The 24283-nt window shown below is 48.8% G+C and carries 18 protein-coding genes; 9 read left to right on the top strand and 9 right to left on the bottom strand.

The annotated features are described in order from the left end of the window. The first annotated feature begins 168 nt into the window (after positions 1-168). The gene (locus V2I46_07540) at positions 169-1869 is read left to right on the top strand and encodes a DEAD/DEAH box helicase (GenBank protein MEE4177345.1); all 1701 of its coding nucleotides are present in this window, start codon (positions 169-171) and stop codon (positions 1867-1869) included. Positions 1870-1901: 32 nt separating this feature from the next. Here the strand turns inward: V2I46_07540 and V2I46_07535 are convergent, their stop codons facing one another. Next, positions 1902-2663 (bottom strand): MBL fold metallo-hydrolase, encoded by a 762-nt coding sequence (locus tag V2I46_07535; GenBank protein ID MEE4177344.1) that lies wholly within the window; start codon positions 2661-2663, stop codon positions 1902-1904. 125 nt (positions 2664-2788) lie between these two features. Between V2I46_07535 and V2I46_07530 the strand changes: the two genes are divergently transcribed. From V2I46_07530 to V2I46_07515, 4 genes are all read left to right on the top strand, one after another. Beyond that, positions 2789-3298, top strand: coding sequence for a flavin reductase (locus V2I46_07530; protein MEE4177343.1), 510 nt, complete (start codon positions 2789-2791; stop codon positions 3296-3298). A 103-nt stretch (positions 3299-3401) separates the two neighbouring features. After that, entirely contained in the window at positions 3402-3992 is a 591-nt protein-coding gene (locus tag V2I46_07525) for a hypothetical protein (GenBank protein ID MEE4177342.1), read from the top strand. Beyond that, positions 3982-4860 carry a 4-hydroxy-tetrahydrodipicolinate synthase gene (dapA, locus tag V2I46_07520; protein MEE4177341.1) on the top strand — a complete coding sequence of 293 codons (879 nt, stop codon included), beginning with the start codon at positions 3982-3984 and terminating at the stop codon, positions 4858-4860. The genes V2I46_07525 and dapA overlap by 11 nt, the downstream gene beginning before the upstream one ends. Positions 4861-4914: 54 nt before the next feature. After that, positions 4915-8166, top strand: coding sequence for a M14 family zinc carboxypeptidase (locus tag V2I46_07515; GenBank protein ID MEE4177340.1), 3252 nt, complete (start codon positions 4915-4917; stop codon positions 8164-8166). Between the two features lie 513 nt (positions 8167-8679). On the opposite strand, the gene V2I46_07510 is transcribed toward V2I46_07515, so the two are convergent. Both V2I46_07510 and V2I46_07505 read right to left on the bottom strand, forming a co-directional pair. After that, positions 8680-9081: an SPOR domain-containing protein gene (locus tag V2I46_07510; protein MEE4177339.1), complete on the bottom strand. Its 402-nt coding sequence runs from the start codon at positions 9079-9081 to the stop codon at positions 8680-8682. A 79-nt stretch (positions 9082-9160) separates the two neighbouring features. Then, positions 9161-11797, bottom strand: a complete 2637-nt coding sequence (locus tag V2I46_07505; protein ID MEE4177338.1) for a valine--tRNA ligase — start codon at positions 11795-11797, stop codon at positions 9161-9163. Between the two features lie 502 nt (positions 11798-12299). Between V2I46_07505 and V2I46_07500 the strand changes: the two genes are divergently transcribed. Further along, on the top strand, positions 12300-13655 hold the full coding sequence (locus V2I46_07500; protein ID MEE4177337.1) for a choice-of-anchor V domain-containing protein: 1356 nt from the start codon (positions 12300-12302) through the stop codon (positions 13653-13655). A gap of 215 nt (positions 13656-13870) precedes the next feature. On the opposite strand, the gene V2I46_07495 is transcribed toward V2I46_07500, so the two are convergent. Next, the gene (locus tag V2I46_07495; protein ID MEE4177336.1) at positions 13871-14548 is read right to left on the bottom strand and encodes a DUF2461 domain-containing protein; all 678 of its coding nucleotides are present in this window, start codon (positions 14546-14548) and stop codon (positions 13871-13873) included. 172 nt (positions 14549-14720) lie between these two features. On the opposite strand from V2I46_07495, the gene V2I46_07490 reads away from it, so the two are divergent. From V2I46_07490 to V2I46_07480, 3 genes are all read left to right on the top strand, one after another. Continuing rightward, a complete protein-coding gene (locus tag V2I46_07490) occupies positions 14721-15671 on the top strand; it encodes an L-lactate dehydrogenase (GenBank protein MEE4177335.1) in 951 nt (316 codons plus the stop codon). 181 nt (positions 15672-15852) lie between these two features. Beyond that, the gene (locus V2I46_07485) at positions 15853-17331 is read left to right on the top strand and encodes a DUF5723 family protein (GenBank protein ID MEE4177334.1); all 1479 of its coding nucleotides are present in this window, start codon (positions 15853-15855) and stop codon (positions 17329-17331) included. A gap of 379 nt (positions 17332-17710) precedes the next feature. Further along, positions 17711-18556: a hypothetical protein gene (locus V2I46_07480; GenBank protein ID MEE4177333.1), complete on the top strand. Its 846-nt coding sequence runs from the start codon at positions 17711-17713 to the stop codon at positions 18554-18556. Here the strand turns inward: V2I46_07480 and V2I46_07475 are convergent. Genes V2I46_07475 through V2I46_07455 form a run of 5 tightly spaced genes read right to left on the bottom strand, consistent with a single transcriptional unit; the run spans position 18553 to position 24105 of the window. Next, positions 18553-19482, bottom strand: a complete 930-nt coding sequence (locus tag V2I46_07475) for a ribonuclease Z (GenBank protein ID MEE4177332.1) — start codon at positions 19480-19482, stop codon at positions 18553-18555. The two genes, V2I46_07480 and V2I46_07475, sit on opposite strands and share 4 nt — an antisense overlap. A 17-nt stretch (positions 19483-19499) precedes the next feature. Beyond that, positions 19500-20660 (bottom strand): beta-aspartyl-peptidase, encoded by a 1161-nt coding sequence (gene iadA, locus V2I46_07470; protein MEE4177331.1) that lies wholly within the window; start codon positions 20658-20660, stop codon positions 19500-19502. Between the two features lie 31 nt (positions 20661-20691). After that, positions 20692-22014: an RIP metalloprotease RseP gene (rseP, locus tag V2I46_07465; GenBank protein ID MEE4177330.1), complete on the bottom strand. Its 1323-nt coding sequence runs from the start codon at positions 22012-22014 to the stop codon at positions 20692-20694. A gap of 49 nt (positions 22015-22063) precedes the next feature. Continuing rightward, the gene (locus V2I46_07460) at positions 22064-23230 is read right to left on the bottom strand and encodes a 1-deoxy-D-xylulose-5-phosphate reductoisomerase (GenBank protein ID MEE4177329.1); all 1167 of its coding nucleotides are present in this window, start codon (positions 23228-23230) and stop codon (positions 22064-22066) included. Further along, positions 23230-24105 carry a M23 family metallopeptidase gene (locus tag V2I46_07455; GenBank protein ID MEE4177328.1) on the bottom strand — a complete coding sequence of 292 codons (876 nt, stop codon included), beginning with the start codon at positions 24103-24105 and terminating at the stop codon, positions 23230-23232. The genes V2I46_07460 and V2I46_07455 overlap by 1 nt, the downstream gene beginning before the upstream one ends. Between the last annotated feature and the right edge of the window lie 178 nt (positions 24106-24283).

Below are 24283 nucleotides of genomic sequence, written 5' to 3'. Positions count from 1 at the left end.
TTTTCAGGTGTTTTGTAAAAGGGAGTCATTAAAAGCTTACCTTTGCACCCTTATTAACCCGTGATTTCAGTTAAGCGTTTTTGAGACAGATGTCCTTCTGTCACCGGGAAGTCCCCGGCCGGGAAAACAGATCCGCTTTACCCGGAAACACCCAATACCATTTTATTAGTGAATACATTTGAGAATTTGAACCTGACCCCAGGGATCCTTCATGCTATACAGGACCTGGGATTTGAAAACCCTATGCCCGTGCAGGAGGAAGTCATTCCCCTGATGCTGGAGCAACAGAATGACATTATTGCCCTTGCCCAGACCGGAACAGGTAAAACCGCTGCTTTTGGTCTGCCGCTGGTGCAGATGACTGACATTTCCTTTAAGGAGCCGCAGGCCCTTGTGCTTTGTCCTACCCGTGAGCTGTGCATTCAGATCACGGCCGACTTACAGAGTTATGCCGTACATACCCCCGGATTGAACATCCTGGCCGTTTATGGAGGCTCAAGCATCGAGAATCAGTTGCGTGCCCTGAAAAAGGGTGTGCACATCATCGTGGCCACCCCGGGCCGGCTATGGGACCTGATGGGCCGCAAAGCCGTAAAACTCCATTCAGTGAGCAATGTGGTGCTGGATGAAGCCGATGAGATGCTCAACATGGGCTTTGAAGAAAGCATTGCTGAGATCCTCGAGCAGGTGCCTGCTGAGCGCCGTACACTGCTTTTCTCGGCCACCATGCCCAAAGAAGTAGCCAATATTGCCCGCAAATACATGCAAATCCCTGTTGAGGTTACCATTGGTACCCGCAACGCCGGTTCCGGCAATGTATCGCATATTGCCTATTCCGTTCATGGCCGCGACAAATACCAAGCCCTGAAGCGTATTGCCGATGCTGAGCCCGGCATCTATGGGATTGTTTTCTGTCGCACCCGTCGCGATACCCACGAAATAGCCTCCAAGCTGATTGCCGATGGCTATAATGCCGATGCGCTGCATGGCGACCTTTCGCAGGCACAGCGTGACAGCGTAATGAATAAATTCCGCCAGCGCAGCATTCAGTTGCTGGTAGCCACAGATGTGGCCGCCCGTGGACTGGATGTGGACGACTTAACCCATATCGTTAATTTTGACCTTCCGGATGACATAGAAGCCTATACACACCGCAGCGGCCGCACCGGCCGGGCGCACAAGAAAGGCATCTCCATCGCCCTGGTCTCCCCGCGCGAAAGGACTCAGCTGGCACAAATCCAGCGTAAGATGAAGGTGAACTTCAGCATGGAATCCGTTCCGACAGGAAGTGAGATCTGCTCAAACCAGATGATGCACTGGGTGAAAAAGCTGGAAACTGTTTCGGCTCCTCACCATCAGTTGCGAAAAATGGTTCCGGGAGTATATGATGCCCTTGAGCAACTGGATAAGGACGAACTGATCCGCAGGGTCGCTGGCCTTGAATTCGAAAAAATGCTCAGCGAATACAGCTCTTCACAAGACCTGACTGCTCCGGAAAAGGACACGACCCGCAGCAATGGGCGCGAAAAATATCGTAACCGTGCCCTGCTGGAAGACAATGAAGGCTACACCCGCCTGTTTATCAACCTCGGCAAACTCGATGGATTGTATCCTAAAGAATTGATAGGCCTGGTAAACGATAGCACCCGTGGCGAAAGGATCAACCTGGGCCGTATTGACCTGATGCGCGAATTTTCATTCTTTGAAGTGGAAAGCCAGCAGGTGAAAAGCCTGATGAAATCAATCAAGAACTCCACCTTCCGCAATCGCCGGGTGGATGTTACAATTGCCCGCCCTGATGGGCAAGCCCAGGACAGTGAAATGGAGAAACCTTCATTTCGCAAAAAGAAGATCATGAGGGCCAGATAAGAGGAATGAGGTCAGGTTTGATCCCCAAGGGGTCAAACCCTGATCTTCAGCCCATCATAAGCCAGGTGGATATGCGCTGGCAATTCTTTTTCAATGTCTTTGTGTAAGCCCATTTGATGGCTGATGTGGGTGAGGTAGCCTCTTTGGGGAGCCAACTCCTGAAGGATGGCAATGGCCTCTTCCAGGTTAAAGTGCGAGATGTGCTTTTCTTTTCTTAAAGCATTGATAATAACAAATCTGGAACCCCTCATCTTATCCAGCTCTTCGGGTGCAATAGCATTGGCATCAGTCAGATAGGAAAAATCCCCTATCCTGAAACCAAGGACGGGCATTTTAAAGTGCAAGGCCTTTATGGGAATGACTTTTAGGTCATGAATAAAGAAGGGCTGGCTGTCGATGGGGTGGAGGTTGATTTGCGGAACCCCCGGATATTTGTCTTCCTCAAAGGCATACGAAAATTCCTTTTCCACGACCCGCAATACCTGGTGACTGGCATAAACATCCATGGGTTTTTTCTGAACCCAGTTGAATGCCCTTACATCATCCAGCCCACCGATATGGTCTTTGTGGCTGTGGGTAATGACGACCCCATCCAGCTTTTCCACATTTTCACGTAACATTTGCTGGCGGAAATCTGGTCCTGCATCTATTACAAAACAGCTTTCTCCTTTCTTTAGAAGCACAGAAGTCCTCAGGCGTTTATCCTTAGTGTCCATGCTTTTACAAACGGGGCAATTGCAGGCCACCACGGGTACGCCTTGTGAAGTGCCTGTGCCCAATACCGTTATTTCCATTGCTTATGGATATTTTGTAAAACAAAGATAAGGTTTTTCAATACCCTTGGGGCTTGCTTTTTGTCTGCAGAAAGATTGCCTGCTCGGGCTTTTTTCGTAAATTGCGCGCCGAAATAATACAAGCTATGGAGAAACTTTTCAAGAAAATTAAACCTGAAGCCATTGAGGACAATCTGTTCAAATTGATTGGTTCCGACTGGATGCTGGTCTGTGCCGGGAAGCCTGAAAACTATAATATGATGACCGCAAGCTGGGGATTCGCCGGGGTTTTGTGGCGGAAATCCGTGGCAGTGGCCTTTATCAGGCCCAACCGTTACACCTTTGAATATGCTGAAAACAACGCTTTTTATACCCTGAGCTTTTTTGAGGAAGAACATCGTGAGCTATTGAACCTTTGCGGGACAGTTTCTGGCCGCGATATGAACAAAATGGCCATCGAAGGGCTCACGCCCATAACAACGCCCCTGGGGAATGTTAGCTTTGAGGAAGCGAAACTGGTGCTTGAATGCCGGAAGTTATACTACGACGACATCAAGCCGGAGCTTTTCCAGGCCTTTGAACTGGAAAAGATTTACCCAAAAAAGGACTATCACCGCTTTTATATTGGTGAGATCGTAAACGTCTGGAAAAAGTAACGCGCTGAACAATAAGTCTCCTGGCTTTTTGAGACTTCATGTTTTTTTTGAAGCAAATACTTCATACTTTTGATGACTATTTTTGCCACAAGGCTGTTCCCTGTTGCACTTAACACCTTTCTCTCCTTTGGGTATGGGAATATTTAAGAAAATACAAAAAAGCATCCGAAGCTATTTTTTTGGCCGGGAATTAAAGAAGGTATCCCGGAAGAAGAAAGTGGTTGGCTTTGATGCTACCCGAAAGATCGGTATTCTTTACGATTGCAGCCAGGAAAAACATTACAGGGAAGTGGTCAGGCTGGTAAAAGACCTTGAGCAGCAAGGGAAAACAGTACATGCCCTGGGCTTTGTGAGGGAGAATAAAATGCCCGAATATACCATGGCCCAGCTTAACCTTTCCTTTTGTCATTCAAGTGACTTCTCCTGGAGGTTAAAACTCAAAAGCCCCCAGTTGCAAAACTTCATCCACTCAAAATTTGATTTGCTGATTGACTTGAGCCCTGAAGATTTATTCCTGATGAAATTCATCATGGGGCTTTCTGATGCGACCTACAAAGCCGGACCTTATCATGAGGAATACCTGGAAGTGTACGACCTGATGATCAGCGAAAAACCTTTAGCAAGTATTAAGGAATTAATTGAACACATGTTGCATTATTTGAAAATTATTAAACCAGCCCAAAATGGACAATAAACTCCGCGGAACCGGAACCGCCATTGTTACCCCTTTTCACAAGGAAGGGACCATTGATTTTAAAGCTTTCGAAGGGCTGATTGAATACCAGATCAAAAACGGCATCAATTATTTGGTATTTATGGGGACGACAGGCGAATCGGTGACCCTGAACCATGATGAGCGCAATGCTGTCATCAATATGGCTGTGGAGATCGTTAATGGAAGGGTCCCAGTGGTGATTGGCATGGGCGGCAATAATACCCAGGAAATTGTTAATACCATAAAGAAAACGGATTTTGATGGGATCGACGCCATTCTTTCCGTGAGCCCCTATTATAACAAACCCCAGCAAAAGGGTATTTTTCTGCATTATAAAACCATTGCAAGCGTAAGCCACGTTCCTGTTATCGTTTACAATGTTCCTTCCCGCACCGGCTCCAACATTACTGCTGATACGACCCTTCGCCTGGCACATGAGGTACCAAACATTATTGCCGTGAAGGAAGCTTCGCGCGACCTGGTGCAATGTGCCAGGATCATAAAGGACAAACCAAAAGACTTTTTGGTCATTTCAGGAGATGATGTGGCGGCTTTACCTTTTATGTCACTGGGTGGCGATGGGGTCATTTCGGTCATAGCCAATGCCTTGCCTGCCGAGTTCTCCGCCATGGTTAATCTTTGCCTGAACAATGAATTTGAAAAGGCCCGCGAGATCAGCTTTAAGCTTATGGATATTATCGATAGTATTTATGCCGAGGGAAGTCCTTCAGGGGTTAAGGCGCTTCTCGAAGTACAGGGCTATTGCAAAAATGTGGTCAGGCTGCCTCTGGTGAAAGTTAGCAAAGCGCTTCAAAACCATATGGCCCAGCTTTTGGAAAAATTTTAAGGATTTATACTTTTCTTACCAGTTAACCTAATTCTCATTCTTTAATTCTAAGTTTTGAAAAAGTTTTCATTGGTTACCGTGCTGTTTTTTCTTGGTTTTGGCCTGATGGCCCAGCTCCCTGAAGAAAAAACAGCCCAGGATTTTCTTTTGCAAAAAGGGGAAGTCTATTTCTCCTTCACCATCCCTGAAGGGAAAGTGTTCGCCGAGGTCTTTAACCTGGTTAGTGTCGACAACCTTCGCGACAATACCGTTTATGCTTATGCCAATGCCATTGAGTTTGAACAGTTCCTGGCCTTGAACCTTGATTACCAGGTTTTGCCGCATCCCGGCGATGCAAAGGTGGACCTGAATATGAGAACCTGGGAGGAGATCCAGGCCAAAGACCTGGTCGACACCTGGGATTTCTCTCCTACCTATGAGGCCTACTTGAGCCTTATGAATTCATTCCAGGCTGACTTCCCCGAGCTATGCGAGATCCACAACATTGGGACCACGGTGGACGGGAGAAGCCTGTTATTTGCCAAAATCTCAGCCAATGTGAGCCAGCGCGAGAATGAACCGCGGTTTATGTATACCTCCACCATTCACGGCGACGAAACCACCGGTTTCATTATGATGCTAAGGCTGATCCATTATTTGCTTAATAATTACGCTTCCAACGACGATATAGCTTATCTCCTCAACAATATGGAGATCTGGATATGCCCCAATGAAAATCCCGATGGGACCTATACCAACAACAACAGCTCAGTAAGCGGGGCCACCCGCTACAATGCCAATGGATATGACCTGAACCGGAATTATCCCAACCCCATATCCAGCACTGGTCCTATTCAGCCCGAAACCCAGGCGATGACGGCCTTTGTCGATACGATGGGCTTTGTCATGTCTGCCAACAACCACGGGGGCATTGAACTGGTAAACTTTCCCTTTGACACCTGGACCAGCGGCAATCCAGCCAATCGCCATGCCGACCATGAATGGTGGTTTATGGTATCCCGCGAATTTGCTGATACTGCACAATATTTTAGTCCCTCAGGGTATATGACTGCCGAGGACAATGGTGTAACCCATGGTGGCGACTGGTACGTGGCCTATGGAACCCGGCAGGACTATTTAACCTATTATGCCCATGGCCGTGAGGTAACCCTGGAAATCAGTGACACCAAACTCCTGCCTGCAGCCCAGCTCCCTGCCCACTGGGACTATTTACACCGTTCATACCTGAACTATATGCGCCAGGCGCTTTATGGCATCAGGGGCACCGTAAAAGATGCTGAAACCGGTGAACCCCTTGAAGCCCAAATTGAAGTGTTGAACCACGATAAAAACAACTCAGAAGTATTTACCTCCCTGCCCACCGGCAACTTCCACAGGCCCATCCTGGCAGGCACCTATGACCTGAAAGTGACTGCTGACGGCTATCCTCCTTTGGAAATCAGCAGTGTCCAGGTTCAGAACTACCAAACCGTAGTGCTCGACATTGAACTGGGCGGCTCCATCTATGCCGACTTTACCGCCGAACCCATGGCCATCCCCCAGGGAGGCTATGTTGACTTTGCGGATAACTCCCTGGGTGACCTGATCTCCTGGGAATGGACCTTTGAGGGGGGCGAACCGGCACAATCTGATCAGCAAAACCCGAAGAATATTATTTTTGCTGAGGCCGGCTCATACACGGTAAGCCTTACGGTGAGCGACGGCGAAGATACCGATACCCGCAACAAGCAGGGCTTCATCAATGTCCTGCCCGTTTCCCAGGGCCAGAACCACAATATGAGCAATGCCACCGTGGCTACCTGCGGAGGTAACTTTTACGATCCGGGCGGTCCCACAGGGCAGTACAGCAACAACCAGGATTATACGATGGCTTTTGTGCCGGCTACCCAAGGTGACAGGCTTAAGTTCACCTTCTCGCAATTCGCCCTGGAATCACACAGCAGCTGCAACTACGACTGGCTGAAGATCTTTGATGGCCCCAATACTGATGCCCCGCTGATTGGCACCTATTGTGGCACCAACTCACCGGGCGTTGTAACCAGTTCGCATGCCACCGGGGCGCTCACCTTTCAGTTCCATTCCGACTTTAGTCAGACTGAACCCGGTTGGGCTGCAGCCATCAGTTGCGAACCATACAGCCGCAGGCTTTTTGTTGACATAACGGGGGAAGGCGATTTCGACCTTAGCGGCACCCCGCTCAGTGGAACCAACCCATATGTATTCGCCTTCGGGCAAGAGATCACCATTCAGGCCCTACCTGCCTCAAACGCAAATTTTGTTGAATGGATCATTGATGGAGAAAGCATTACCCTGGAAACCATCCAGCTTGAGATGATTGAGAACATCCGTGCTGAGCTGGTCTTTGCCCCGCTCGATGGGCCTGTTGCCGTTTTTGATCCCCTTTCCCTGACTTTTGGCCCCACGCCACTGGGAGCCGAAGATGAACAGGAACTGACCATTTCGAATACAGGCAACCAATTGCTGACAGTAAATTTTGAAGGGTTTACAGGTGATCCTGTGTTTTTCCTTGACATCCCCACACGCAGTGCCTACGAGATTGCGCCCGGGGCGTCCCAGGTGGTGCCCCTTTATTTCATCTCAGAGGAGGAAGGGGATTTTACTGGCCAGGCTAATTTCAGCACCAATGACCCCAACCTGACGGAAGTAAGCATCTCCCTTGCAGGGAATGCTATCCTTGAAGCAGCCGTCCTGCTCCCCATCACAAGCAGTTTGAACTTCGGGCAGGTGCTGCTCGGGGAGTCGGCTACCCTGAGCCTGAATATGAAAAATAATGGCAATGCAGCCCTCGAGATCACGGGCCTCAGCTTTACTGACAATGTTTTCTCCACCTCAGAAACCTTCCCGCTGACCCTTGAAGCAGGGGCGGACTTTGCCCTTGATATTGTCTTTACACCTTCGGCAGTTGGCACTTCCGAGGCCACATTGGGCTTTGTCTCCAATGCCCTCAACAATGATGATGTGCTGATCCCGCTCATCGGCTCGGGCTATTCCAACGTCTCCACCGGTGACCTCCAGGCAGAAGGCTTCAGTGCGCGCCTGTATCCCAATCCTGTCAGGGAACATACCCTGCTCGAGATAAACCTAATTGCCGCCGGCAGGGTGAGTGTTGAGCTTTTCGACCTTTCCGGCGCCCGGATTGATGTCCTGTATGAGGGAATGCTTGAAGCAGGCACCAGCCATATTGAACTGCCCGCCCTGAATTCGCGCATGCAGCAGGGTGTTTTCCTCATCCGGGTTTCCCACCCGAATGGAATCAGGACCATCAGGCTGATAAATTTAGGCTGATCGTTTTCATGAATGAATGGAAACAATTTATCAAGCGGCTGGAATAAGTTTTCCGGCCGCTTGTTTTATTACAGGCTGTTCATTGCCCAAACATTTGTCAGACAACCATTCCAGCAGTTTTCTGTAGCCTTTCCCGAGCCATTTTCGATTCATCTTTTCGTTCCCTTCAGTGATCCTCTCCCGAAAATCAAAATGAAATCCGGGCGCTTACAGGGCCATACCTGGTTCGAAGTTTAACCGGAGTTTAACCGGTGTTTAACCAATTTAAAACGGTTAAACTCCGTATTAACTACGGTTTAAATATGAGCCAGGTACGAGGAATGTATGAAACGAGATCAGCCCTGAGAGACATCAGCTTCCTTACGTTGAGAAAAAAATACCTGGCTGGGAAAAGCACAGAGCATTTTTTTCCTTGTGTTCCCCTGATTTTTCTGGGAAGGGAAAAAAATAAGGCTGCCCTGAAAATATAAGGCAGCCTCTGAGAATTTTATTAGATGTAATTACCAGGCAGTCTTAATCGTCTTTTTTAATCAGCAGCCAGGTGTCTGCATAATCGGGGAATTCTTCGCGGATTTGCAGCACCCTTGAACGGGCATTGTCTTCACTGAGGAAAGAATTTACCGATGCGCGGTGAAAGCCGGTTTCTGAAAGCAGGATGGAAGGGCTGAATCCAAGTTCACGAAGGGTTTCAGAGAAACGATCGGCGTTTTCCCTGCTTTGGAAACTGCCCATGATCACAAAAAAGGTGTTGTTCTGCTGGCTGACGCGGTCGGCTTCCCGGGTAAAGGTGAAGCGCTCTTCCCTTACGGGGATATCAGGTTCAGCACGTTCGGTGACAGGCAGCATCCGCTTCGACTTGCATGAGGTGGCGCCGATGACCAGGGCCAGCAGTATGAAAAGGGTGGTTTTCTTCATGTTCTTCTTTTTTATTAAAAAATTATGCGTTTATTACCACAAAAACCATTCCTTCATTACTGAAAGAAAGGCCAGCTGATTAATTTTTTTTCAGGTTTTTCAGCTGGGCTTCAATCACACTGATGCGTGCCAGGGCATCGGCCTTTTTCTGTCGTTCAACGGCCACCACCTGTTCGGGGGCGCCGCTTACAAAGCGTTCGTTTGAGAGTTTTTTCTCTACCGTGGCAAGGAAGCCCTGCTGGTATTTCAGGTCGGCTTCCAGTTTTTCAATCTCTGCTTCGATGTCCACGTTTTGCGAAAGCGGGATATAAAACTCGGTACTTTTCAGGATCAGGGTGAATACATCCTCGGGCTTCTCTTCCGTATAGGCCAGTTTGCTTAAGTTACAAAGCTTCATCACGGTACTGTCGAAAGTGGTGTCGGGCTGTTCGTCGTGGTTCTTTTTGATGTAAAGCTCCAGGGCTTCCTTGTTGGGGATGTTTTTCTCCTGGCGGAAGTTGCGGATGGCCATAATGACCTCTTCGGCAAAGTCAAAACCGGCAAGGATCTCTTTCTTAAAGTGCCCGCCTTTAGGGAAAGCTGCAATCACGATGCTTTTGGGATCGCTGTCCTTGCGCAGGCGCTGGTAAATCTCTTCGCTGATGAAGGGCATATAGGGATGCAGCAGGCGCAGCAGCTCATCGAAGAATACAATGGTCGCTTCGTAGGTCTTCGCGTCAATGGGTTTCTGGTAAGCAGGCTTGACCATCTCAAGGTACCACGAGCAGAAATCGTCCCAGATCAGTTTGTAGATGCTCAGCAGGGCATCTGCAATGCGGAACTTGTTCAGGTGGTCGTTGATAGTTTTGATATGTTTGTTCACGTTGGCGTGGAACCATTTGATGGCCACCCTGGCTGTTTCGGGCTGGGGGATATTGGGGTCAATCTCCCAGCTTTGGGTCAGGCGGAAGGCATTCCAGATCTTGTTTGAGAAGTTGCGTCCCTGTTCGCACAAGGCCTCATCGAAAAGCAGGTCATTGCCGGCGGGGGAGGAGAACAGCATCCCAACGCGGACGCCATCGGCGCCGTAGTGTTCCATCAGCTCGATGGGGTCAGGCGAGTTACCCAGTGATTTCGACATCTTGCGCCCAAGCTTGTCGCGTACGATTCCCGTCAGGTAAACATTCTTAAAGGGAATATCCTGGCGGTATTCCAGACCTGCCATGATCATCCGTGCCACCCAGAAAAAGAGGATCTCGGGAGCGGTGACCAGGTCGTTGGTGGGGTAGTAGTATTTGATATCGGGATTGTCAGGGTGGTTGATGCCATCGAAAACCGAAATGGGCCAGAGCCAGGAGCTGAACCAGGTGTCCAGAACATCTTCATCCTGCCTCAGATCAGCGGCCTGTAAGTTGAGATCATGCTCCCTGCGGGCCTTTTCGAGGGCTTCTTCCGCATTGTGGGCTACCACGATCTTGCCATCAGGCAAATACCAGGCGGGGATCCTGTGGCCCCACCAGAGTTGCCGGCTGATGCACCAGTCGCGGACATTCTCCATCCAGTGCCTGTAGATGTTCTTGAACTTGGCGGGATGGAAATGGATGGTGTCGTTCATCACCACCTCCAGTGCCGGCTTGGCCATCTCTTCCATCTTCAGGAACCACTGCAGCGAAAGCTTGGGTTCGATCACCTCATCGGTACGCTCTGAAAAGCCTACGTTGTTAGTGATGTTCTCAACCTTTACCAGGTGGCCCCGGGCTTCCAGTTCCCTGGCAATCTTTTCCTTCACCACAAAACGGTCTTCGCCAATGTAGATCTCGGCGCTTTCGTTGAGGGTGCCGTTGGGATTGAAAATATCAATGCTGGGCAGGTTGTGCTTGATGCCCAGGTTGTAGTCGTTGATGTCGTGGGCGGGGGTCACCTTGAGGGCGCCAGTGCCGAATTCACGATCCACGTATTCATCAAAGATGAAGGGAATGGAGCGGTTGATGAGGGGCACCAGTGCACGCTTGCCTTTCAGGTGCTGGTAGCGGGGGTCTTCAGGGTGGACGCAGATGCCCGTATCGCCCAGGATGGTCTCGGGGCGGGTGGTGGCAATCGTCACGTATTCATCCTCGGTGCCTTCAATACGATAGCGCAGGAAATAGAACTTCGACTGCAGCTCCTTGTAGATCACCTCCTCATCCGAGAGGGCGGTCAGGGCCTTGGGGTCCCAGTTGACCATCCGGACGCCGCGATAGATCAGGCCCTTGTTGTACAGATCGACAAAAACCCGGATGACAGATTCAGAAAGCTTTTCATCCATTGTAAATGCCGTACGGTCCCAGTCGCAGGAGGCCCCCAGTTTCTTGAGCTGTTCGAGGATGATGCCCCCGTGCTTTTCCTTCCATTCCCAGGCGTGCTTCAGGAAGTCTTCTCGGCTAAGGTCTTGTTTATTTATGCCTTCTTCCCTGAGCTTGGCCACCACCTTGGCTTCGGTGGCGATGGAGGCGTGATCGGTGCCGGGCAGCCAGCAGGCGTTGAAGCCCTGCATCCGCGCGCGGCGAACCAGGATGTCCTGTATGGTATTGTTGAGCATATGGCCCATATGAAGCACTCCCGTAACATTGGGCGGGGGGATCACAATGGTGAAGGGCTCACGCTCATCGGGAACCGACTTGAAATAGCCCTGCTCGAGCCACCATGCATACCACTTGTCCTCAGCCCCTTTGGGCGAATATTGCTTGGGAATTTCCATATTGTCCGGGATTCTTTCGATTATTTGCAAAAAAACCTTGCAAAGGTAACAAAAAATGGGGTGAGAATGGGTGGGAGGCGTGCATTTCTGCGAGTCAAATGCAAGCATTAAAAATGGTTTCTTTTACGACTGCTTTTTCCGAATTCCAAAACTGTCAGATTTTTATTGACATTCTGCAAAGTTTGAGGATCCAAAATCACAATTGTTTATGTGCCTGTTTTTCCGATACGCTGGTAAGTCCAGAACCTTATTGCTCTCCTTTGACGGGTAAAATCTCTGACATGCTCAGCCAAGCTAGCGATTGCTCCGCAGTTGAATGCTTATTTCAGGTTTGTAAGAAAAACCGGAAACACAGCCTTAATTCTCTTATTTAGTCTTAATATGTTTAAGCCCCTAGGGTCAGATTCACCCCGATTGTTTTATATATTTGTTTAAAAATCCCGGAAACTGGACACGGGTAACCGGGTTTTCTCAAAAGCATTTTCACAAAACCATAGCAGATATGAAGACAAAACTTACCATTGCTTTTTTATTTTTTTCCAGCATTCTGTTTATCTCGCTGACGTCAGTTAGTGGCAATAAAAGCAGCAGCCAGGCGCCCACTGGCCGCACCGGTGCGCCAGGCGAAGGAAGTTGTGGGGATTGTCATTCGGGTGGTTCCTATTCAGGGCAAATAATCTTTGAAATGGGCGAGGAACCTGTCACAGCGTACACCCCAAGCGAAACTTATACCATTGCTTTTTCCGCAGACTTTAATGCCGCCCGCTTCGGGTTTTCAATGACAGCGCTTGATGCCAACGATCAGCCTGCCGGTGATTTTACTGTTCTGAATGCTGATAACACGTCTTATGTGGTGACCAGCAATAGCCGTCAGTATGTAGGACACAAAAATGCCAGTAACCTTAAAGAGTGGGAGTTTGAATGGACTGCACCCGCCTCAGATGTTGGTAATATTACTTTCTACTATGTAATCAACGCTGCCGATGGGAACAATGGCACCAGTGGCGATTATGTAGAACTGGGCTCCACAAGCCTGACTCCGGCCGAAGGCCCCGAAACATTTGATGTTACCTTTAACTTGATTTTGACAGGTTTGGAGGATTATTTCAATCCTGATCTGGATGTTTTTTTCCTTACAGGAAGTTTTTTCGAGTGGGCCATCCCCGGCGACGAACCCGAGCTTCAAACCATGACCCGCGTAGATGAGTCATTCGTATTCACCAAAACCCTTGAGCTTGAAGCCGGAACCTATGAGTACAAGTACTTCCTCAATGAAGGCTGGGAGGGAGGAGAATGGGAGGGTAACCCCAACAGGGAAATCGTTCTTACGGAGGATTTGACCCTCGAAGAAGCTTGGGGAGCCTTACCTGGCTCAGAAGTTGAAGTGTATGCCCTTGACTTGTTGGTACAACCTGAAAATTCTGGTAATGTGACGGGTGCAGCTTCTTTTATACCAAATGCCTTTGTTCAAATCACCGCTGCACCTGAAGAGGGCTATGAATTTATTAACTGGACTGATGCAGACCAGGAAGTGGTAAGTGCAGAAGCAGAATACCAATTCAAAATGCCTCGCAATAGCCTGATCCTCACGGCCAACTTTGATGGCAGCAGTCTGGTGGACGAGTCAGAAGGCATACATCTGCTACTCTTTCCTAATCCTGCCCAGGACGACTTCTGCCTGCGCTCGTCAAGCCTCATAAAAGAAATTACCATTATCGATGTTCGCGGAAAGGTATTATGGAAAGAAAGTCCCAATGCTTTCGAAGCCCGGATAGAAAACCATTGGGGTTCAGGAGTGTATCTCATCAGGATAATTACAACTGAAGGGGAATTCTTCAGGAAGCTTTTAGCGAGATAAATACTTTTCGTATGCAGGGCTAAAGCCCTTGGGATAGTCCTGGCATTTAACCCCAACTTTAAGGCTGGGGTTATAAATAAGCTCTGAAATCAAGACACTTATTTACCCCAGGCTTTAGCCTGGGGGCCAGGAAAAGGCGTCCATCGGGGGCTTTAACCTTGCTGAAAATGCCCGGGAACAAAAAAAATAATACAAACATCAACTTACCAATCAGACTACCCCTCCGTTCTGATCGCCCGGTTCAGGAAGTCATTCAGGGGCCTGAGGTCTTTGAGGATGTCCACCACGGTGTCCAAGCCTTTGGGGTCGGTAAGGAGCTTGGCGTCGATGTCGCGGGTAGCGGTAAAGCTTTTAAATTTGAGGAATTCGATGGCGGGGTGATCGGCATCGAAGCCTTTGGGCGGACGGCTGAGCACAACCCCTTCTTCGCGGTCAAATTCCCCGTAGGTTTTTTTGAAAGCCCTGGCACTTATGATCTCCTCAAGGTCTTCGTAAAAGTTGGCAATTTCGCGCCTGATCTTTTTCAGGACAACGGCCTGGGGCCTGTAGCAGCCACCGCCTGCGAAAGAGCCGCCTTCCTCATCAATATGAATATAATAACCCGCGAACTCCAGCCTGCGGCCCCCGGGAGTCATAAAGATCCCCAGGTGTGTCTTGTAGGGCGTTTTATCGGCTGAAAAACGGATGTCGCGGTTGATGCGAAACACGCAATCCTTTGGCAAAAGGTGGCCTAGACCGGGATCCACGGCCTGCATCCTGGCAAGCAATGCTCCTGTGAAGCGCAGGTAATCTTTTTTAACCTCTTCATACCATTTGCGGTTCTTGTCAAACCATTCCTTGTTGTTGTTGCGCCTGAGTTCGCGGTAAAAATTCAGGGTATCCTGCTTAAGCATGGTGTTTTATTTCTTAATAATCTCTATTCTGCCTATGTTTCGGTAAAGCAAAAATAGGAACATTTATGGTTCGTGATTGTTAATTCTTTATCATGGTAAAAATACTTACAGGAATTTCCCTTGATAGTAATGAACGTGACTGTTTTGAAAAATTTAATACAAAATTAAAAATATGAAAGTTGGAATAATAGGCAGTGGCATGGTAGGAGCCACCTCAGCCTACGCAATCATGCTTCGTAAGGCAGCCAGTGATATTGTTCTTGTGGATGCTGATCCTAAAAGGGCGGTTGCCGAAGCCCAGGATATTCAACATGCCGTTCCTTTTGTGCATTCGACGGATGTTTTCGCCGGGGGTTATGAAGATTTGGCCGGAGCAAAAATAGTGGTAATAGCGGCGGGCGCCAGCCAAAAGCCCGGCGAAACACGAATGGCCCTCATGCAGCGAAACGCCTCTATTATGCGGGATATTATATCAAAGGTGGTGAAGTATAATCCCCAGCCTATTTTCCTGATCGCCACCAACCCGGTGGATGTCATCACACATATTTGTGTGAATATTGGCAGGGAGTTCAATATTCCCGCTTCAAGGATTATTGGCACCGGTACTACGCTCGACACAGCCCGCTTCAGGACCCTTCTGGGCAACCTTACCGGGGTTGATTCGCAGCATGTGCATGCTTATGTGCTGGGAGAGCATGGCGACTCTGAAGTGCTTGTCTGGTCGAATATTGATATTGGCGGGGTTTCGCTCGGAGATTTCATTGCTTCAAGAAATATCAAATTTTATGAGCATATCAAAAATGAAATCGACCAGGGGGTTCGCAATGCGGCATACAAGATCATTGAAGGAAAAGGATCAACCTATTATGGCATAGGCGGTGCCATTGCAAGACTTGTCGATGTGATTAACCGCGATAACCGGGCGGTAATTACTGTTAGTACTTTTCTGGAAGAGGTTGAAGGCATAAAAAATTTAACACTCTCTTTGCCGCATTTGATCGGGGGAGAGGGTGATATGGGATTACTTCCTGTAAGGCTTAACCCGGAAGAAAGGCTGCTGCTGAAGCAAAGCGCCAACATCATTCGTGAGAAAATTGCTGAATACGAGCAGGGTTTGAAATAATGGGGACATCAGGACTTTTGATTTAATGAAAAACAATATTTATTTATTTTTTTTGTTTTCAATGTAAGTCTCACGTGGTTTTTACAAGAAATTGGGTTCCTGAATTTTCTATATAAAGACCCGGTATTTGTTTCCATCAAAATATTGAAACCTGATTTGTGGTTTTGGCCAATTTCGATTCATGATCAACCTGAAGAGTTTTTTGGTTATTCTGTCCATCTTCATTGCAGGCTATTTTTTACCGGTAAGAAATGCCTGTGCCCAGGAGATGGCCGGACTGGTATCTGACCGTTATGCCGGCATCAATCGCGGCCTGATCAACCCTGCTGCCATATTAGATTCGCCCAATTGCGTGGACGTAAGCCTGGTGACGGGGAATTTCAGCCTTCAGAATAATTATTTCTATTTTCCCAAAGGGGTATTTTCTTTTAAGGATTTGAAGAACCTGGGCGATACGTATTTTGCCCAACCCGGAGAATACCTTGAAGAAAGACTGGACACCAGGCTTATGAATGGCTATCAGCATACCCGAATGCAGGGACCTTCCTTCCTTTTTAAATATCAGGGCCACGCAATTGGTTTTGTGAATGGGTTGCGGAGTGTAACCTCCTTGCGAAAGGTTCCCGGACACGTGATGAACTTCAACACCCAGGGTTTGGATTATGCGCCTCAGCAAAACATCCAGTATTCGGAAAACAATCCTTTTTCGGCATCTTCCCTGAGCTGGGCCGAGATCGGGCTGAGTTATGCCACTGCTTTTGCCAGTACCCAGGACAACAACTGGGCTGCGGGCATTACCGCCCGTTATTTGATGGGTTACCACGCCCTAAGCCTTAGAGCCGAGGACCTGGTATATGAAGTCAACGAAAACAGGGATGTAATCTTTTCCAGGTTCAATTTAACGGGCATGGGCTCGCTTCCTTTCGACGATCTTACCAACGAGCAGGGCGCTGCTGACAATTATGTTAAAGGATCTGGGTTTTCCTTTGATCTTGGCATTACGTTCAGTTCGAACAGCTCCATGGCCCTTGAAGTGTTGAACAACCGTCCAATCCCCCGCGGGCAGGGAGCCGAGTACAGATACCGCCTGGGCTTCTCCATACTTGATATCGGCGGGTTGAAAATGAAGGAAAATGTCAGGCGGTTTGAGTTTTCTGAATTGAATCTAACCTGGCCAGATCCCCGCTGGGAGAATTTTGATAATGTGGACCAGCTGATTGATGACCTGGAAGTCAATGTCAACTATGGTGAGATCATCCTGCGCGACGGGGAACCCTACTGGATTTACCTGCCTACCGCAGCCAGTCTTCAGTTCGACTATAACCTTGGCAATAATCTTTTTGCCTACCTGTTTTGGGTGCAGGATTTGCCCCTGATGCGTAATCGCGTTTCGAGGCCTTCACAAATAGGCATTGTGCCCCGTTATGAAACCCGCTGGTTCTCCGTTGCATTGCCCGTGACCCTTTACGACTATCAAAAACCCCGACTGGGCTTATCCATGAGGCTGGGCTTCCTGACCATTGGTACCGAACAGCCGGGAGGGATGCTTAACATCAACGAAATGGACGGGATGGATTTCTACTTCTCCATTACCTGGGGGATAGAAAATTGCTTCAGGAGAAATCCTTACGAAAAAGTCAACACAGTTACTTGTTATTAATACCCCGGCAAACCTTGGTTTATCTTTGCAGGGAAGGGAGTGAGCTCACTGCCTGGTTAAGACCTGCCATGGACCTACCCTGGTCGTGTCAGGACGAACCCCTTACGAAGCCGGCACGATCATTACACGAGCATGGTACGAACGTGGTGGAATGGGGTGTCAGTTTTTTAGTATGAATGAAAATAATTTTTACATAAATAGAATTTTCTTTTAATTTTCTTATTTACAATTAGTTGCTTGTTTAAATTGAATGGATAAATGAATGAATAAAAATGGATTGGGGTTGAGAGAGAACCTTTTCGTTTGCTTTTGAAAGATCTCAGAAAATTCCTTAAATTAGCAAGCAAGCCCATCAAGGCAGTTACCAAAACTTCAGGCGATGGAAAAACCTATCGGCGGGGCGGAACAACTTCGGGATCTGACGCAGCACCAGCTGGTTGAACTGGTCATGTCGACCCCTGACATACAGGGCAGGGCAGAGGCGGTGCAGTTGCTTGAAGATCAGGCTGTTTTGATTCATGTGGCGCAAAACGATAAGGAATCTTTTGTCCGGCAGTCAGCTGTTGAGAAAGTCACTGACCAGCAGGTGCTGGTAAAGATCGCCTGTAACGACCCTGATTATTATGTCAGGCTGGCTGCCGTGAAAGGCATCACCGACCCCAGTATCCTTGCAGGCATCATCATGAAGAGCCAGGACGATTATTACATCTGCAAGGATGCTTTGCATAAGATTCGCGACCACGATGTGCTGGCTGCCCTTGTGGAAGCTCTTACCGACCGCGACATTAAATCGGCCGCGGTACAGGCCATCACCGATCAGCAGGTTTTAGCACGCATCGCCCGAAACAATAAGGATTTTTACGTTCGTTCGGATGCCCTGAAAAAGATCACCGACCAGGAGGTGCTGACCTATATTGCACGTACTGACAGCGATTATTACGTCAGGGCATTGGCAATCCAGCAAATTGATGACCCGGAGGTGATCCGGTCCATTGCTTTTAAAGATCAGGATTATTTTGTTCGGGGGCAAGCCGTAACCCGCATCTCGGATATGCAGGTTCTGAAAGAAATTTTCCTTTCAGATCCTGATTTTGAAGTTCGCCGTAAAGCCCTAGATAATATGGACGATGTTGAAGTGCTTCAGGAGTTGCTCAGGCAGGTTGAGGATGCCTATATGCAGCGCAAGATCAGGTTACGCTTGTCCGAGCTTGGGGTACAGTTTTAGTCGCTGGCTTCGCCCACCGGGAAAATCCTTCCTTCTTCTGCCAGCAGGGTCTTGGGAAAAACCTGTCTGGCCTCATCGGTAAACATCTGCAAATCATTGTAGCGGGCTGAATAATGGCCCAGCAACAACTGCTTCACACCAGCCTTCTTGGCCAAAGTAGCTGCCTCCAGGGTGGTTGAATGGTTTTTCTCAGCGGCAATGGCTGCCTTATCCTTGAGGAAGGTGGCTTCGTGGTACATCAGGTCAACGCCTTTGATCTGGTGCAGGAAGGCCTCGGAATAGGATGTATCGCTGCAAAAGGCATAGGCCCGGGGCTTGTCAGGCCGGGTCGTGATCCTTTCGTTGGGAATTTTTTCTCCGCCTGGCAATTGCAGGTCAGCACCATCCTTGATGGCATCCATCTGTTCGCGGGGAATGTCGTATTGAAGGATGCTTTCCTTGCGCAGGTTGCGCTTTAATGATTTTTCCCTAAATAGGAAGCCGAAGGAAGGAATGCGATGGGTCATTTCCATGGTTTCCACCGTCAGGTAGCGGTCTTCATAAACCAGGGTTTCGCCACGGGTAATGTCGTGATAGATGATATTGTATTGCGGAACGAGTTCAGAATGGGTAAACTGTATTTCAATAATTTGCCGGATGCCAGGCGGGGCATAGATGTGCAGGTCTTTTTTCCGGCCCAGGAGGTGAAGTGAGAACAGCAGTCCGGGCAGGCCCAGGTAATGATCGCCGTGGAGGTGGCTAATAAAGATGTGCTCGATCTTCATCATGGGTAGCTTGAGGCGCCTGAGTTGCATTTGGGCTCCTTCGCCGCAATCGAGCAGGAAGTATTTGTTATGGTAAGCCAGTACCTGTGCAGTGGTATGCCGCAGCGAGGTGGGCGTTGCCGCAGAGCAGCCTAGAATATGTACCTGGAATTTTCTTTGCATGACGGGCTTGGCATATTTTACGCTTCGTAGCTGCCTTTTTTCAACATGCTCCCATCGTGGATCATCAGCTGGCCATTGGCCACGAGATGGATGATGCGGAAATCATTGTCAATGACCACCAGGTCGGCGTCTTTTCCGGGGGCGATGCGGCCTTTATTTTTCAGCCAAAGGATATCGGCCACATTGCTGGTGACAACCTTCAGTGCGTTCTCCAGCGCAATATTTTCCTGCGTGACGGCATCACGCATTTCTTCAAAGATGGATCGTGGCAGGCCCATCTCCAGCTTCACCAGCTTTCCGTTTTCATCGAAGTGAGGCAGCGAGCCCATCCCATCGCTGCTCATGGTGATGTGTTCGAGGGGCACGCCGGCTTCCAGCAGGCGACGAATGGCTGTGGAGGGTTTTATCTCGATGTCCGGAAAATAGCGGTAAGAGCTGGCTGTGAGATCTACATAACCTTTCTTCCCATATTCCAGGGCATCTTCAAAGATATAATGGTTGCGGTTGCAATGGGTAGGCAGGAACTGGCTAAATTTCAGTTCACTTGTTTGAACTACCTCATATAGGGGGTTAAAGGGCTTCCGGGCATCGCCCATATGGATGTTGACGATGCCTGCCTTTCCACCGAGCATTCCACCCAGGCGTGCCTGGGCTGCGATGCGGCGCAGTTCCTCGTTGGTGGGGCAGGAAGAGCGGTGATCGGATATGGCGATCTCGCCCGCGCCAATAATCTCATCCACCAAAGCGATGTCCTTGGCAATGTCGCCTAGAAGGGTAGGGGTGGGTACCTGGTAAGACCCGGTATAGATCCAGGCGCTGACGCCTTCCTGGCGAAGTCCTTTGGCTTTCATCAAAACCGCTTCGAGGCTGCGAGTGATGCCATCGGTACCCATGCATCCGATCACGGTCGTTACGCCTGCCTCGAGCATATGGCTCAGTTGCAGCTGCGGGGTGCGTGAGGCGGGTCCCCCTTCGCCTCCGGCACCGGCAATATGCACATGGTTATCGATCAGGCCGGGGATCATTTTCAGGCCGGAACAATCCACTTTGATAAGCTCCAGATTTTCGGACAACTGAATGTCCTCGCTTATTGCAACAATGCTTTTACCGGCAACGAGCACATCTTTGCGGCCCAGGGATTGCGGACCAAATATCTCACATCCTTTGAAAAGCAACATGGGCAAAAAGTTTTAAAAGGTTAATGCGACACTATTTAAACAGTCGCAGAACATCGTTGAAATTTACAAAAAGGATGAGACCCAGCAAAAGGATCATTCCGACCATCTGGGCATATTCCATAAATTTCTCATTTGGTTTGCGGCCTGATACCACTTCGTAAAGCAGGAACATCACGTGTCCGCCATCGAGCGCTGGAATGGGCAGCACATTCATCACGGCCAGTATGACCGAAAGGAAAGCGGTTATTGACCAGAAGTGAAGCCAGTCCCAGGTTGGGGCAAAGATGTTTCCAATGGTAATGAAGCCACCAAGGTTTTCGGCCGCTTTCACCTCTGGCCTGAAGAGCAATCCCAGTTGTTTTACATACTCGACAGTAGTGGTATAAGCCTTTGTGATGCCTGCAGGAATGGCAGCAAAGAAGGAATAAGTATGCGTTTCGAAATCAAACAGATCTGCCATGGGCTTGACATAGGCACCAATAGTGCCATCTTCAGAGATCGTGATGGGAAACTCCATTCGTTCGCCCTGGCGTTCAACAGCGATGGTGGTTTGTTGGTTGCGATAATTGGCAATAGCCACCCTGAACTCGTCGAAAGACCATGTTTCGTTACCCCCGATGCCCACGATGTGGTCGTCGGGGCGGACACCGGCCGCCTCGGCGGCCGAATTGGGCAGGAATGACTCAACAATATAGGGGTACCTGATGGAAAAGAAACCCCCTCCTTTGCTTTGCACCAATTTCCCAAAAAAGCTTTCCGGCACGTCAAGGGTTAGTAATTCCCCATTTCGTTCAACGGTAACTGTTTCTACAATGCCCATGATGAACTCCTTGGGGATTTCCATGAAATCTTCGGCTTTTTCGCCGTTGAGCATAATGATCTTGTCGCCGGTTTGCATACCCAAATCAAGGGCAAGTGAATCGGCAACGATGCCATACTTTACGTTTTCGGCCGGGAGGTATTCCTCGCCGTGTGAATACAGCATGACAATGTAGATCAAAATAGCAAGGAGGATGTTGAAGGTGACCCCGCCCAGCATGATGATCAGGCGCTGCCAGGCTGGCTTCGAACGAAACTCATAGGGCTTAGGGGGCTGCTTCATCTGTTCGCGGTCCATCGATTCGTCGATCATACCTGAGATTTTTACGTATCCACCCAAGGGAAGCCAGCCCATGCCATATTCGGTTTCTCCCCTCCTGAACCTGAAAATCGAGAACCAGGGGTTGAAAAAGAGGTAAAATTTCTCGACTCTGACCTTAAAAAACCGGGCAGCAAAATAATGGCCCATTTCGTGGATAATGACCAGGATGGAGAGGCTGAGAAAGAATTGAAGGGTTTTAATTAATATTTCCATTGAAAAAAGAATGAGTAACGACTTAAATGAATAATCAGGGTCTGTTGTTTTATTTTTCTATGAGTGAAAGTGCAAGTTTTCGGGTTTCGTTATCAGTATGAATGAAATCCTGCAGGTTTGGTTCATTTATGAAGTCAATTTTTTGCATACAGGATTCAATAATTTCAGACATTTCAAGGAATCCCACCTGATCCCTGAGGAAAGCAGCCACAGCTATTTCATTGGCGGCATTGAGAATACAGGGCATATTTCCGCCTTTCCCAAGGGCCTGGTAGGCCAACAGCAGATTGGGAAAACTTTCTGTGTCAGGGGCTTCAAAGGTCAGCCCGGGGGATTGCAAAAAGTCGAACCTTGGGAAGCTGGTCTGTAGCCTTTCCGGATAAGCCATGGCATATAAAATGGGAAGCTTCATATCGGGCAGCCCCATCTGAGCTTTCATAGAGCCATCAGTGAACTGTACCAGGGAGTGAATGATGGATTGCGGGTGCACAATCACCTTGATCTGATCGGGTTTGAGCCCGAAAAGCCATTTGGCTTCTATCACCTCAAGGCCTTTGTTCATTAAGGATGCCGAGTCGATGGTAATCTTGCATCCCATGTTCCAGTTGGGGTGTTTGAGGGCTTGTTCTTTTTTTACAGTAGCGAGGAAGTCCCGTTTTTTCCCCAGGAAGGGCCCTCCACTGGCCGTAAGGTAAATTTGTTCCACCGGGTTATGGAATTCGCCTGCCAGGCATTGGAAGATGGCCGAGTGCTCCGAATCGATAGGGTAGATATTCACGCCTTTCTCACGTGCCAGGCGAGTGATCAGGCTTCCAGCCACCACCAGGGTCTCCTTGTTGGCCAGGGCAATTTGTTTGCCGGCCTGGATGGCTGCCATTGTAGGTTCGAGGCCTGCGATGCCTACCATAGCCGTAAGGACCATATCAATGTCTTCGAATTCAGTAACTTCTTTCAGTGCACTGGCTCCTGTGAATACTTTGACAGGGTATGGCTCAAGGGCTTCCTTGACCCGGGGGTAAAATCGCCCGTTTCCAATGACAACGGCATTGGGCTGGAACTCGATGGCCTGTTTGATAAGACGTGAGGCGTTGTTTTGGGCCGTCAGAACTTCGACCTGAAATCGTTCGGGAAAGGAACGGATCACCTCCAGGGCTTGACAGCCGATGGAGCCTGTTGAGCCCAGTATTGCCATCCTTTTTTTTTGGGAGCCGTTCATCAGAGAATGATATAATCGAGGGGGTCGACGGGATTTCCGTTAGACCAGAGTTCGAAATGAAGATGCGGCCCGGTAGAAAGGATGCCAGTGTTGCCGATGATGGCGATCACATCGCCAGCCTTCACCGTATTGCCTATTTGCTTGAGCAGGACGCTGTTGTGCTTGTAAACGGAAATAAGGTTATTGGAATGTTGAATGCCAACGGTGTAGCCGGTTTGGATTGTCCACCCGGCAAAGATCACTGTACCATCGAGGGTGGCCTTAATGGCTTCGTTGGGGTCGGCTACCAGGTCAATGCCAAAATGCTCGCTTGCCGGATCGAAATAATTGGTGACCACCCCCTTGATGGGAGGGAAAAAGTAGAACTGGTTGATATTATGCTCAGGGAGTATTTCCATCGCGGTCAATGAAGTGCCAAATTGCCCCATGCTTTCCATTTCGGCCCTGAGGATGGAGTCTTCGGGGGAATGCGGAAGATCCTCGAAGCCATAGAAGGTAGGATTATCAAGCGTATCCGGCATTTCCTCAACTATTTCGCGGCCTTCAATAATGTTCCGAATATTCTCAATATAAAAGTCTTTCTGCCTGAGGCTGGTTTCAAGAGAATCAGCCCTGAGGGTCAGCTCGCGAAGCACCTGGCGGGTATTGAAATCACCATAGCCCGGGATGTATTCGCGCAAGGGAGTGAATGCAATCAGATAGGTAGTGGCCACAACCAGGAAGATGGCGAGCGCCCCAAAGAAAATAAATACATTAAAACGGGTTAAACGAAAAGACAACTTCTCTTCGAAGGTATCGTCGTTCATTAATACCAAGCGGTACTTGTCGTGAAGTTTTTTAAAGAAACTCCGCTTCTTTTCAGGTTTCTGCGGCATAAGGGCGCACTAAAGATAATGGTGTAAGACCTGCAAAATTAATAAAATTGGTTGAAGGCAGGTATTATTGCAAATTTCGTAATTTCGATGGGTTTTGTGGCTTGCTGACATAAATATGGTGGAATTTTGACCGTTAAAAATTGTTAAGCCTCAAAGAATGGCCTAAATAAAATAAATT

This window comes from Bacteroides sp., from assembly GCA_036351255.1.
Classification (GTDB): Bacteria; Bacteroidota; Bacteroidia; order Bacteroidales; family UBA7960; genus UBA7960.
The sequence above is the reverse complement of the archived record's forward strand: the minus strand, read 5'-3'. Positions and strand labels throughout refer to the sequence as shown.